Source organism: Flavonifractor sp. An306 (genome assembly GCF_002159455.1).
Lineage (GTDB): Bacteria > Bacillota > Clostridia > Oscillospirales > Oscillospiraceae > Flavonifractor.
Genome location: NZ_NFIQ01000038.1, coordinates 24,411 through 37,081 on the forward strand (window position 1 = coordinate 24,411; position 12,671 = coordinate 37,081).

General features: G+C 52.2%; 14 protein-coding genes and 2 pseudogenes. 10 read left to right on the plus strand and 6 right to left on the minus strand.

Features of this window, described 5'->3' with window-relative positions:
• Positions 1–54 precede the first annotated feature (54 nt).
• The 4 genes from B5F88_RS10775 to B5F88_RS10790 all read left to right on the plus strand — a co-directional run bounded on the left by B5F88_RS10775 (position 55) and on the right by B5F88_RS10790 (position 3,459).
• Positions 55–1,434: a hypothetical protein gene (locus B5F88_RS10775; RefSeq protein WP_242959739.1), complete on the plus strand. Its 1,380-nt coding sequence runs from the start codon at positions 55–57 to the stop codon at positions 1,432–1,434.
• A gap of 187 nt (positions 1,435–1,621) precedes the next feature.
• The gene (locus tag B5F88_RS10780; protein ID WP_087345687.1) at positions 1,622–2,617 is read left to right on the plus strand and encodes a DUF6744 family protein; all 996 of its coding nucleotides are present in this window, start codon (positions 1,622–1,624) and stop codon (positions 2,615–2,617) included.
• A gap of 22 nt (positions 2,618–2,639) precedes the next feature.
• Complete coding sequence (locus B5F88_RS10785; protein WP_140402092.1) at positions 2,640–3,059, plus strand: hypothetical protein; 420 nt, start codon at positions 2,640–2,642, stop codon at positions 3,057–3,059.
• Positions 3,060–3,132: 73 nt separating this feature from the next.
• Positions 3,133–3,459 (plus strand): hypothetical protein, encoded by a 327-nt coding sequence (locus B5F88_RS10790; protein WP_087345692.1) that lies wholly within the window; start codon positions 3,133–3,135, stop codon positions 3,457–3,459.
• A gap of 86 nt (positions 3,460–3,545) precedes the next feature.
• Here B5F88_RS10790 and B5F88_RS10795 read toward each other — a convergent pair whose 3' ends face one another.
• The gene (locus B5F88_RS10795; protein ID WP_087345695.1) at positions 3,546–3,896 is read right to left on the minus strand and encodes a helix-turn-helix transcriptional regulator; all 351 of its coding nucleotides are present in this window, start codon (positions 3,894–3,896) and stop codon (positions 3,546–3,548) included.
• A gap of 608 nt (positions 3,897–4,504) precedes the next feature.
• Here B5F88_RS10795 and B5F88_RS10800 point away from each other — a divergent pair.
• The 3 genes from B5F88_RS10800 (at position 4,505) to B5F88_RS10810 (ending at position 6,455) form a co-directional block, all read left to right on the plus strand.
• Entirely contained in the window at positions 4,505–5,179 is a 675-nt protein-coding gene (locus B5F88_RS10800; protein ID WP_162612167.1) for a response regulator transcription factor, read from the plus strand.
• A gap of 347 nt (positions 5,180–5,526) precedes the next feature.
• On the plus strand, positions 5,527–6,036 hold the full coding sequence (locus B5F88_RS10805) for a hypothetical protein (protein WP_087345703.1): 510 nt from the start codon (positions 5,527–5,529) through the stop codon (positions 6,034–6,036).
• Positions 6,033–6,455 carry a DUF6075 family protein gene (locus tag B5F88_RS10810; protein WP_087345706.1) on the plus strand — a complete coding sequence of 141 codons (423 nt, stop codon included), beginning with the start codon at positions 6,033–6,035 and terminating at the stop codon, positions 6,453–6,455. The genes B5F88_RS10805 and B5F88_RS10810 overlap by 4 nt, the downstream gene beginning before the upstream one ends.
• Positions 6,456–6,564: 109 nt before the next feature.
• Here the strand turns inward: B5F88_RS10810 and B5F88_RS10815 are convergent, their stop codons facing one another.
• The 4 genes from B5F88_RS10815 to B5F88_RS21070 form a co-directional block, all read right to left on the minus strand.
• Positions 6,565–7,785 carry an excisionase gene (locus tag B5F88_RS10815; RefSeq protein ID WP_087345709.1) on the minus strand — a complete coding sequence of 407 codons (1,221 nt, stop codon included), beginning with the start codon at positions 7,783–7,785 and terminating at the stop codon, positions 6,565–6,567.
• A gap of 70 nt (positions 7,786–7,855) precedes the next feature.
• A complete protein-coding gene (locus tag B5F88_RS10820; protein ID WP_087345712.1) occupies positions 7,856–9,454 on the minus strand; it encodes a hypothetical protein in 1,599 nt (532 codons plus the stop codon).
• 5 nt (positions 9,455–9,459) lie between these two features.
• On the minus strand, positions 9,460–9,660 hold the full coding sequence (locus B5F88_RS10825) for a hypothetical protein (RefSeq protein ID WP_087345715.1): 201 nt from the start codon (positions 9,658–9,660) through the stop codon (positions 9,460–9,462).
• 22 nt (positions 9,661–9,682) lie between these two features.
• Positions 9,683–9,922: a hypothetical protein gene (locus tag B5F88_RS21070; RefSeq protein ID WP_204246225.1), complete on the minus strand. Its 240-nt coding sequence runs from the start codon at positions 9,920–9,922 to the stop codon at positions 9,683–9,685.
• 141 nt (positions 9,923–10,063) lie between these two features.
• Here B5F88_RS21070 and B5F88_RS10835 point away from each other — a divergent pair.
• A pseudogene (locus B5F88_RS10835) lies at positions 10,064–10,267 on the plus strand (hypothetical protein); the annotation flags it as partial.
• Positions 10,267–10,830, plus strand: a pseudogene (locus B5F88_RS10840) (hypothetical protein); the annotation flags it as partial. The pseudogenes B5F88_RS10835 and B5F88_RS10840, both read left to right, overlap by 1 nt.
• A gap of 201 nt (positions 10,831–11,031) precedes the next feature.
• Here B5F88_RS10840 and B5F88_RS10845 read toward each other — a convergent pair.
• Positions 11,032–11,391: a helix-turn-helix transcriptional regulator gene (locus tag B5F88_RS10845; protein WP_087345718.1), complete on the minus strand. Its 360-nt coding sequence runs from the start codon at positions 11,389–11,391 to the stop codon at positions 11,032–11,034.
• 362 nt (positions 11,392–11,753) lie between these two features.
• Here B5F88_RS10845 and B5F88_RS10850 point away from each other — a divergent pair, with 362 nt between their 5' ends.
• The gene (locus B5F88_RS10850; RefSeq protein WP_087345721.1) at positions 11,754–12,569 is read left to right on the plus strand and encodes a helix-turn-helix transcriptional regulator; all 816 of its coding nucleotides are present in this window, start codon (positions 11,754–11,756) and stop codon (positions 12,567–12,569) included.
• The last annotated feature ends 102 nt before the right edge of the window (positions 12,570–12,671 follow it).

Below are 12,671 nucleotides of genomic sequence, written 5' to 3' on the forward strand. Positions count from 1 at the left end.
CTTATGGGCAAGCATTGCACAGACCGCTGTTATGAGGAATTCCCCATTTTGAACGTGGCTCGAAAATGTGGGCTTGTCCTGAATGATCGCACGCTGGAACGGGAGGAGGTGGAAGCCTCCTGCCCGTTCTGCGGCGACAACGGGCCAGGAAAGCACCATCTCTTTCTCAATACCACCAGAAATATCTTCCGCTGTGTACTCTGCGGAGAAAAGGGGAACAGCGTGTCCCTCTACGCTAAGATGGAGGGCCTCTCAAACCGGCAGGCGTTTCGGGCGTTATCGGAGGACAGTGTTCTTTACCGGTTTCCCCAGCAGCCCCTGTCACAAAAACCGGCGGAGCGGGAGCCCAGCTCCCTGGCCGTCCGGCACGATGTCTACTATGATATGCTCATGCACCTGGAGCTCTCCCCCAAGCACAGGGCCGACCTTTTGGCCCGGGGGTTGAGCGAGGAGCGTATCGAACAAAACATGTACCGCACTCTACCAGCGTCCGGCTCCGCCCGGCGGCTCCTGGCGGGCATCCTTTCCGACTTTCACGATCTGGAGGGCGTCCCGGGCTTCTATGTGGACCGGGGATATTGGGACATTCGTGGCCATTCGGGGCTTCTGGTGCCGTGCCGCGACAGGAACGGTTCGATCCAGGGCCTCCAGATCCGGCTGGACGATGAGACCAAACCGGATCGAAAGTACCGTTGGCTCTCCAGCCGCGGCATGGCCCACGGGACCCGCGGCCACTCCTATATCCATGTCGCCGGGAATATCCATGCCAAGACCGCCTATCTCACAGAGGGCGGCTTAAAAGGCGATGTGGCCAGCTTCCTGGACCACGATGCGCTCTTTCTCTGCTTTGCGGGCGTGACAGCCATCGCCGGCCTCAAGGATGCGCTCCAGTCCATGGAGGATCTGGAAGAGGTCGTGGTCGCCCTGGACATGGATAAACTGGTCAACTGGCGGGTGCGAAACGCCCTGGGAAAGATCATGGAAACGGTACAGGGCCTACCAGGCCTCCGGGTCCGTATGATGAACTGGAATATGACATTCAAGGGCGTGGACGACTTCTACAAGGCCCGCAATGAAGCGGCCTCAAAAGGTGTGAACATTTTGGATATGACTTCAAACTTTATTACCATGCGCCTGGAAAATCTGTGGAAGCAGGAATATCCAGAGCAGGACCGCGGCTTTATCCGCGCCTGCGAGTGGGAGGAATTGACGGTGCCGATGGACCAGCTGAACGCCGGAGAGCCTGCGGATATGGAAAAAGCGCGGCACTATCTGAAACTCCTGCAGGCGGGTGAAGCGGGATTTCCGCCCCTTGTCAGTGTCAACGGCATGGTGATCGACGGCCTGCACCGTTTCTGGGCATACCGGCAGATGGGCTTCCGGGAGGTAGCCATTTACCAGAATAAGCCTTGGGTCATGCCCGCAGCAGCATAAGACCTGCCAGTGGATGAGACAGCTTTGGCAGACAGTTCCTTGTATGGCTGGCGCGGATCTCCACCGGAGTTTTCCACATACCGGACGCTCGATGTGGACACAGAGCATGATCAGACGAGATCGTGTCTTGCGTACACGGTCTGCGATCAAAAGGCAGCCAAAGATTTGATTTTGGAGGTAAAAAACAATGTTGAACCATGAGAAAACCATCCGTTTTGAAGACTTCGCCGCCGTTTCTCGGGATAGCGGAGATGTTCTGGGAAAGGTACTGTACTACTCGCTCTCCAGCATCCTGATCGACCGGGACGAACTGGAAGGCCTGTGCGACGCCGTAGGATTTCCCAGGGGCAGGAGCAATCGGACTGCCATGGGCGACGCCTTTCGTTCCGCCACCGGCGATATTTACGAGCGCCGGGTCGTAAAAACGGACAGCGGCCCGCAGATCTTCAAGGTATATTGCCGGGACAACAAGGGGGGAAACGCCTCTGTGATCTCCCGCGAGCTGGTCAAGGAGACCGTACACGAGGACACCAATGAATACCGTAAGCTGGCCAACATCACCTTTAGCAAGACCAGCAAGCTGTTCTCCTACGATAACCTGGTTTCTGACCTTCACATCGACCCGCTTCCGTACTGCATGGAGGCGCAGAGGCTTTTTGAACTCTACCAGAACTGCGCCGGCCGGCGGCAGATCGAGACCCTGCTGGAGAACTATGTGGACTCCATGCAGGCCGTCAAAATAGGCCGGGGGCATTTCTTTTTCATCCCCCGGGACTTTACCGCCAGATTGCAGGTGTTTGAGGATTTTGTGGAGATGCTGGAGGAGCACAACCAGCTCAAGCGCCCCGACCGTGACCCGCTGGAGGTCAACAGCATCTATGTCGTGGACGACGCCAAGCAGCGTCAGAAAATGACCGCCGCCTTCTACCGGTCTGTCCGCAAGGAGATCGCCGAGTATGAGGAGCGCGTCACCCACCTGATCCAGAGCGGGAGCCAGAGCCCCAGGATCATGGATCGCTGGGTCACGCGTATCCAAGGCCTGGAGGAAAAGAAGCGGAATTATGAGAGTGTCCTGAAGCGCGAACTCACCGACCTGGACGAGGAGTTTACCTCCCTCCGCTATCTGTCGGACGAGCTTCGGATCAGAGCGGCGGGCCTCCGCGTCCATCAAAAGGCCGCTTGAAATGCTGGAATGGAGGAGCAAAATGAACAAGGAAAAGAAGGATGGGCCGACCGTCAAAGCCTCCCAAGCGGTCAAGCGTCCAGATAACCAACCGCCGTGTTACCGTTCGGAGACACGCAATCCCTATCCGCTTTGCCTGGGCTGGGGAATGAGAGCCTGTGCCCACTGCTGCCTCTGGACAGACTATGACCCGGATGAGGACGAAAGCCGTGTAAACCTGCCGCTCTCCCTGGCGCAGCTCCAGGAGATGGACGGCACTCCCGCCTGGTGGGAGTGCGGCCCGGAATACAGCTGCTGGGGCATCATCGCCGTGGACAGCAGCGGGCGTTGGGAGGGCATCCCCTTCTTTCGGGGCCGGTGGCGTGAGAGCAATTTTGTATATGACATCGAAGCACGCAAGATGAAGATCTATCGCCGTCCGCCCAATGAGGAGACCCGGTAAATCTGCGGCCCGCATTCCTAATGGAACGAGTTAGGCCACCGCATAAAAATCAAACCGAGAGGAGTACTTTGAGATGACCTATCGAGAGAAGGCCGTTTTCACTCTGGATGATTTCGACTATGCCGCCGCAAAGCCGGGAGACTATGTGGAGGAGGCCGTGGTGGACGCGGCGATGAGCTGCCTGCCGCCTGTCTGCATGAGCGGCGCCTGCTCGCAGATGGGGGAACCCTTTGATATGCGGCAGGACCCTTCGACTGGTGCTTGGAGGTCCACTTATGCCACATTCAAGCGTTGCCTGGATGTTTCCGGCATCTGGGAGTATTGCGGCCATTGCTTTCCGGGCGAGACAGTAGAGTGCGGGACGCCCCCGGTCTATTGTGACACAAATCCTTCCAAATAGAGCTGATTATTGCTCCGACCGCAGACACGGTCAATTGAAAAAGTCCGAGAGGGGACGCCGCACTGGCGCCCCACCCTCGGGCTCTTTTATTTTGCCTCGCCTTGACATTCCGCGCCATCCTTCTGCAGTGGGAGGGAAAGACGCTGGATCATAGACAGCACCAGGGCCGCGTCCTGTTCGTTCAGCTTCCGGATGGCGTTGATGGCCTTCTGCACGGTGGGCGACAGGACATTTCCCTCATCAAAGAACTCAGACATACTCATATCAAAATAATCCGCAATATTAAATAATTCTTGGGACGATGGCAAGGACTTTCCTGAGGTAATACTCTGGATATAGCTTTTGCTGTGTCCCAGTTCCAACGACATCTGATACTCTGAGATATTGCGAGCCATCCGAAGCTGGGTAATACGATGTGCAATGTAGCCGCTATCCATCAGGTCATCACCTCTCTTTATCTGATGATACCCGATTATTTTCACTTAATGTCCGCTAATAACATGAATATTTTATTTATATAGACTTCTAAAATTTGTTATTCGCCGCTGAAATTTGTATAATAGTATAAAATTATTCTGATTACGGCGGCATATTGATTTCTGCACAAAAAGGTGGGAAAATTTGTGAAACAAGATGATCTGCCTAGCAGGACTTCGCAGACGCTAATCTTGTAGGATTTTAGAATAAGTTTACATCTGGACTTGTAAATAAGGACAACCGGTAATGGCGATAGAGTTGGCTAAGTACACCATCCTCAGCTGTATAGCGGGCTGTTGGTGCCGGAGTCGACATTGATACCGGCAACGGTTTCACCCTCATTTTCGGAGTAGCGCTATCCACAGCCAAGTGATTATAATCCTGATGCGCTTCTGGCAGGATATCGTAGGGCAAGCAGGATTCAACATTATGGACAAAGGGCCGGAGGCATTTGCTTCCGGCCCTTAATTATGCTGTAATAGTAGGAATACAATCAACATTGACCATTATGATACCCACAAAAGGAGGAAACAATACGGGCAGCGTCATTTCAGGAACACGCGTTCTGTTGATTGAGAAAGAAAAGGAACAGGCAGAACATACCCGAACACTATTGAGGGGGAGCAGAATTGATACCCATATTACACCAACGATTCAGGATGCAGTCCATCAAATGGTGCTCTATACATTCGACGCGATTGCATTGGATATGGATACAGAAGATTCCTCTCGTCTGATTGGATTGCTGCTAGATCTCAAGCACACCAGAAACACCTTATTGCTTGCATTTCCTATTTGTGCTTCAGAGGACCGTTCCTCTTTACTGATTCGCGGCTTTGATATGTGCCTTACGGAACGCGTTTCGGAAGAAGTGTGTGCAGCAATTTGTGCGCTGCTCCGCCGCCCATCCTTGAGCGAGTACTCTCTGGGGAGTGCGCCACCTGTACAAATCGTACATAAAGGAATCATGATGGACCCTTTACGTCAGAAAGTTACGATAGATGGTGTGGAGGTTGTTTTGACAGCATTGGAATTTAAGCTCCTCTACCTTCTTGCAAGTAACCCTTCCATTGTTTTTTCCAAAGAACGAATTTATGAGCGGCTCTGGAGTGAAAACAGCATATACGGATGCCAAAGTGTTGTTGATATGGTTTGTTCCATCCGAAAAAAACTAAAGATTTCATCCAAAGATAGCACTTATATTAAAACAATCAAAGGCGCTGGTTATTGCTTCGCTCCGTAGTAGTGGAAAATAGCATTTTGGCGCTTTTGTGACAAAATACTGTTGTTTTATAAAAGCCAAAAATGAAATCTAAAAAATTTTATTTTAATTCCATTTTCTGACCATCTTAATTCCATGATGTTCCTTTATTCTAATGGAAACGGCACACGGGGTTCTATCAAGGCAGGCCTCAAAAATGACGAGGCGGAATGTGGGTAAGACGGAGCAAAAATCCAGAAAACTCGTATAGCCACATCATGCTTCATGTGCAACCAGTTTCTGTGCCCCTTTTTCTACTATATTGCTTTTATATGATGGTTTCCCATTGTGCCGAAACGGTTTACTTTGGCTGAGAGGTGGGAATTATTATGGCGGACAAGAAAATAAAGGCACAGGTCATCGAAGAACTGAAGCAGTACCCAATCCTTAAAACAAAAGTCATGTTGCTCCAATATGAGTTGGACCATCCCGCTAGAATTACGGACGATGAAGTAATTGACTGCATGTCTCTTTCACGCCTAGTCAGCGACTGCATCCGGCCATCCGGCTTTATTTCAGACAAGACCATGCGGATCGCTACCCAATTCCGGGATAAGAAAGACCGTCTCAATCAGGAAACCGTCATGGAAATCGCACAGGAGCTGCATTCTGTAGAGCAGCAACTTTCCAAACTGGAATTCTATGTTTCCCAGTTGGAAGAAAAGCAGGCCGAAGTAATCAGAAAGTATTATTTTGAGGGGAAAACTTGGGGAGAATTACAGCAGGAAATGCACCTGGCACCGCGGACGCTGCTCAAGCGCAGAGACGACGGCCTGGATGCGCTTGTATCCATTTATTCCTACTTAGGGCAGGTAAAGGGAGGCCATGGAAACACATGACAGTATATTTTTATGACGATGCACATGAGGCGTTTTTCCAAGAGAAATTGGAGCAGGCCGCAGCATCCGGGCATACTCCAGACAGTTATTTTCAGTCGTTTCTCTACCTGTGCGGACTGTGTGCTGATACACGGAGCCACTTTTCCAGCCTGTTTGACTGGCGGGAATGGTACATCTGCCCGGAGGCGCTGGCCGACGGCTGGCAGACCGGCACGAGCAAAAAAATCTCTAGGCTGGCATTTAACCTGTGGAACGGCTATGGGCAGGAACGGCCAGAGGATGAACAGGTCTCTGCGGCCTTCCTGCCGGACGAGATATTCTGCTGCGGGTTTCAACCCTATTTCTTTGAGGCGGTACGGCTTCGCTTCCCTGAATATGCGGGCACAGGCTCTACACGTTCAAACATGGAACCAAGGTAGCTTGTTTCGCGGCGAGGCATATAGCCGCTTCCATTTTTACCTCACATCAAAAAAGCAGACCGGGGATATTCCCCGGTCTGCTTTACATTTGACCATACATTTTAGAAAATCAGCCAGAGTCGCTGTAACGAATATCCTCCGTCACATCATGGCCTGTTCCCCAAGCGGCGTGGATGCCGCAACGGGAGATCTCCTTGAGTGTTTCAATGCGCCCACGCAGGGCACGGGCTACAGCGGTACGGCGGGCTTCATCCAGGAACAGGGAACCTTTGGTCAGCTCCATCCATTCCTCCTCAATACCGTCCAGCCTGGACAGATCCAGCCAGTCAAAGGAAGATACCAGCTTGATCTGCTCCTCATGACGGTCCTTAAATGGCTTGCAGGTGACCCGCCCGCTCCCAACCATGCTGGTGGGCTTGTCGAACCACAATGCAGTGCCGCTGTCGTAAATCGGGGCGGTACCCAAATATTCCAGCGTCTCAGCATTGCGCACCACACCGAAGTTATTTTGGTGCCGGTCCTCATTGACGATCAGGTAGTCCAGCACGATCATCCGATCCACTGCCTCCCGGACGCCGGGAATGCCAAGGGCCTCACAGCAGTCCAGGTAGTGCTGATAGACAGAGACATGGTTGGGCCGTTTTGCTGTTTGCATGACATACCACGCCGGGATCAGCTCGGTCTCCGGGGTGATAAAGTCCTCGCATACGCTGTACGGGTAGTCCTCCTGGATCGTCAGCGTATAGGTCACATGGGGGATGCCCAGACGCTCCATCACAGAGCTGGCCAGCACCTCATTGTAGGGCTCCTGCTGGGTGGCGCCGCTTCCGCCTTTCATCAGGCACCGGCGGCCATCCAGAATAGTCCACTTTTTCTTCAGCCAGCCGTCTGACGTATTGTCCGGGGACATCAGGCTTATCCGGCCGCTGGACGAGCCGCGGCCGAACAGGATATTGCCCACATCATCGGAAAAGGCGTTTTGGAAAAAGTTTACCTCATCCCAGCGCACACCGCCGGATGCCGGACAGATCCAATATTGGTCAGACAGGCTCAGTCCGAGGCATTTGTCCAGGAGCAGCTGTGTGGAGGCCAGCTCCAGCTCTTGCAGGGCGTCCCGGATGCGGTCACGGCTGACCGGAATGGCCCGGCCGGTCCACCATGTATTGAGGGCGCTCCTGTCAACGACTCCCTTTTTCACAGGGATACCTACCGGAACATGGAGTGCGTTATAAACATGGCCGACAGACCGGATCACGCCGGTGTCCATATCTAACCGGAGGTCGGCCACAGGCGTATTTTTGTGCATGAGGGTATAACGACTGTCCGCCATTTTGCTCACCTCTTTCTGAATTTCGATTATAGCAAGGATTTTATGCTCTTGCAACCGAACATTGCAGCTTTTACGCAATTCGGCTCACTACCAACTGCTCCGCGATCTGGTCGCGGGAGAGCTGGCTGGTGCGGTAAACATTGGTGCAGAACTTCCGAAGGCTGAACTCAAACTCGTCACCCTCCTGATCCAACAGGATGCCGGTGATCTGGAATCCCTTGACGGACTGTTCCGCCTTCAGCTGTTCCAGGAAGCTGTCCGGTAAGGCGCATTCTCCGTCCGTGACGAACACCATGTCGGCATATTCAAATCCCTCCTGCTCCATGAGGCGCAGGGCCTCCCGCAGCGGCGTCTCGTAGTCGGTGTTACCGTTCAGGAAGGTCTCGGCACAGCGCAGGACATCCTCCCGGCCATACTGTCCCGGCAGGAAGCGATCCGTCTGGACATCTCCAACTCCGGCAAAATGGATCACAGCAAACCGGCGCTGGTCCCGCATGGCAATGTCCAGCAGGGCCAGAGCCACCGCCTTGCACCATGGGGCTTGGCTTTCTGCGGAGACGGATTCATCCAGCATACAGATGATGTCTCCGCTTCCTTTGCAGATAGGCTCCCGGCGCTGATACTGCTTGAGCGCCTTTTGCTGGAGCTTTCGCAGGAAAAGCGGCAAGGTCTCCGGTGCGGCCAGCATGGCGAACTCCGAGGCGATGGCCCGGTTGATGTCGCCGCCCAGCTCCAGGCTGTATTTCTCGCCGCGGCCGTAGGCATAGCCATTTTTTCGTTTGCCGTCCATCAGCTCCTTCAGCCGTCCCAGATGGCGGGCCACCTCCATGAGCGTGGGACTCTTGCCGACGCGGGCAGCCAGTTCCAGATCCGCCGCTCTTCGCTCCGGATCGTTACTGTCAGGGCCATACCCCCAGGCCAGAAGCGCCGATGAAACGCTTTCGGCTTTCTCTGCCGCCGCCTGTACCGCCTGCGCGATACAGCAGGAGACGGTCTCCTTATTTTGGAGCATCTGGTCGCGGACCATACGGCCCACGGCTTCTGTCTGGTTGATCTGGCTCTGGGCCTGATTGGCGGCCTTGACGGCCTGCTTCTCCAGCTCAGGAAGCTGTTCCGGTCCGGCCTCGGCAATTTGTTTCATCAGCTTTTGGAGCTTTTCCAAGCTCTCGTCACGCCGCTGCTCCAGGTGTTCCAGCGTATTTAGAGCGCGTTTTTCTCCGCTGGCTTTTTTCAGCAGGTCATCCAGGTTTCCGGCGACCTGGCTGACAAATTCGGCGGCAGCCTCATAGGCGGGAAGCTGTCGGCCCTCGCAAGCCGCTTTGATCGCAGGGTAGTCCTCACCCCCCATGACTTCCTCCAGAATGGGGGCATTGAAACGGCGGGCCTGCTGAGAAACAGACTCCTCCGGCTGCCTGCGCACGTTCAGGGAGTAAAAGCTCTGGTAAATATCCCGGCTCAGGGCGGGAAAGGTAGACAGCTTCTCCCCACAGCTTTTCTCCAGTGCGTCCAGGTCATCATCGCCGTGACGCAGGTCCCGATAAACGGCATCCTCCAATTTGGTGGACTTCAAAACTCTGTGGGACCCGCTGCGGTCCTTGTGGAATGTTCCTGCCACCTGTGCCAGGGGCGAGCCAAGCACTTCGTTCAGGGAGCGAAAATAAGCGCGCATCTGTGCTACCTCCTGTCTTGTGTAATGATTTTTTCCAGCTCTGCTTGAAATCGTCCTGCGGAAGCTCGGATCTTTTGCAGGGCCTTTTCTTCCGCACGGGACAAAACTCCGTCATCCTCCAGAGAAGCCAACTCACAGGCCGTTAAAAAGGTCTGGAGAATGACGATCATGTTTCTGCACTGGGCAGTCATATATTGGTTTTCCATATCGGTTCCTCCACAGCGGCGGTCATGCCACCGCGTAACTGAGCGCATACACACCGTTTCCGCATGAAATGTACTGATCCCGGTGTTCATAGACCGTAGCTCTGATCCGGTCCCGGAAATGAGGGTTCTTCTTCGCTTTGGGGTGGGCTGCCAGGAAATCGCCAAGGTCGGACAGTTTGGCGCGTCCGCCACACTCCTCCATGGTCAGCCGAACCAGATGGTGCCAGGTCAGAGCGGGAATGTCCTCCTTCCGCAGATCCACAGCGGCCTCCTGGCGCACCGCGTAAGGGAAAAGGAGCGCGTCCTGCTTGTGGAACAAAAGCAGGTACTCCATCACCACGGGGATGAACGGTTTTTTGTAGGTGCGGGTATCGCTGACGCAGTTATACTGCCCCTTTACGATATGCTGGAAATCTATATGCTGACCAGTTTAGCGCCCATCCCGGTGGCTACCCTGTCCAACCGGGAAATGGGGAGCATGGGCCAGAACTATCTGAAGTCCCTGTTTGCCATCGGATTCCAGGGGCTGTTGATCCTGCTGTGCGTGGGCATCTATGCGGTGCTCATTCAAGGAATTGCCACAGGCGGCGATCCCATCGGCGCGATATCATCGACATTCAAGAGCGCATGGCCCAGGGCAAGGGGCCGGGCTATGAACGGTGGGCCAAAGTTTACAATCTAAAGCAGATGGCTGCCGCGCTCCAGTATCTTCGGGAGCATGAGCTGACAGACTATGCGGCGCTGTCGGCCAGCACCGAGGCCGCGGTGGATCGTTTTCACAAACTGGGCGAGGAGCTGCGGGACACCGAGGCGGCCCTTTCCGAGACAACCCAGCTCATGGGGGCCACGGTGGACTATGCAAAGACGCGCCCGGTGTTCGATGGCTATAAGGCGGCCCGGTATAGTAAAAAGTATCTGGCCGAGCATGAGGCGGAGCTTGCCGCCTATCGCAAGGCCCGCGCTACTATGAGTGAGCTTTTGGACGGGGCAAGGCTCCCCAAAATGGATGTGCTGAAAAAGAAACGCCAGGAACTCTCCGAAAAGAAAAAGGCGTTATATGCCAAGTATCGGGAGGCCCAGCGGCAAATGCGGGAGGCCGTGGCGGTCAAGGGAAATATCGACTATCTGCTCGGCCATACGGACGAGCGGAATAAGGCCCAGGAGCGTTAGCTCCGGGCCGCAACCAACAGGCGCTTGCGCCGGGACTTTGGGACAATTTGTCCCGAAGTCCTGCGGGTTTGGGGAGCTCCCCAACAAGCATTTTCACGGGCCTGCGGCCTGTGAAAATTTCGGAGTGTGGCCACACCCGAATTGCTTGCCGAAACCGCGTAACCCGCAACATGGCGCAAAAAAAACGGAGGTCATGCTTTCTTACGCATCCTCCGTTTCTTTGGCATCTTTGATTGCCCGAATGATAGTCTCTACCAGCCGGAGCTCTTTTTCATCCAAGGACTTTAATAGAATATCAATTCTCTTTTTGCAGGCATCATCTGCGCTTGTGTCGGGATAAAAAAATTGATCCACCGACAATCCGAACATTGTTACCAACTGATAAAACACATTTAAGCTGGGATGCTGGCCGTCATTTTCATGGTACATGACGGTGCGGGGATCACGATCAATAATGGAGGCCAGTTGTTCCTGTGTCATGCCCTCACGCTCACGAGTTTTCTTTATTGCAAGTCCTATATCGTGAAAGTCAAACTTGCGCTCGTCTCGTTCATACTTCATACTATTACCACCTAATGTAATTTTATATTTCGGGTGATAGTATTTGAACGGTATATAATTTCATACTACTGAATGTTTAATTTCATATAACAGTTGCGATTATAGGCATAGAGAGTTAGAATATAGAAAGAATATTGGGACAAAGTGTCCCGATGCGGGGCTTTCTAAGGCATCTTTGTTGTCCCACCGGGACAGAGTTATAATATAATGTGATAGCGGAGGCGGATAAAAAGCATGATACAGTATAGGTGGGATGTTCTACCATAGGTTTATTTATCAACATCAACCATTGGTCGGTTGATATTTGAATATGGTGAATATATTATAGACATATACTCACAGCAAAAGAAAGGAACTCGAATATGGACGAAAACAAAATAGGTCAATTCATTGCTGAATTGCGAAAAGAGAAAAAATTAACACAAAAAGATTTAGCAGCTCAATTACATATTACCGACAAGGCTGTTTCAAAATGGGAGCGAGGTTTAAGTTGTCCAGATATTACCCTTTTAACTTCTGTCGCTGATATTCTTGGCGTGACAACAGGTGAATTGCTTAATGGTCAAAGGAGCGAAACTCTCTCTAAAGATATTGAGAAAACCGTCGATAACGCTTTAATTTATGCAGAGAAATCAGCTAAGCGAAAGATGGTATCTTTCCAGAATGTTTTAACAATCTCGTTTTCGGTATTGCTGTTGCTTGGTATTATTGTATGCTCCATTTGTGATATGGCAATATCAGGGACATTTACCTGGTCACTATATCCAATCAGTTCATGTCTTTTTGCATGGCTGGTATTTGTGCCACTTGTAAAATACGGGAACAAAGGAATACGCTGTTCTTTAGTATCGTTTAGTATTATAATCATTCCGTTCCTATATGTAATAAGTAAAATCATTGGCGACAGTGGTTTAATACTGTCCATAGGCATTAAGGTGTGTCTGCTCTCGACCGCTTATCTGTGGTGTGTTTACTTGATTTTCAAGAGGTTGAGTACTCACAAATTAAAGGCAGCGGCATTTTCTTTGTTGTTGGCAATTCCATTATGCCTTGCGATCAATATCACTCTTTCAAAGTATATTTCAGAGCCGATGTTTGATATATGGGATGTTTTTTCTTTTGGAATTATCATTATAGGTGCTGTCACACTATTTATTATTGATTATTACTCTTGTTAGCGTCAGGCGATAATCGCCATTCCGGGTCAGGCGAAAAACGCCAATTTTGGTCAACTGAAAACAGCCATTTACAATTTGAATAGTTCCTTTACACTGGAGGCG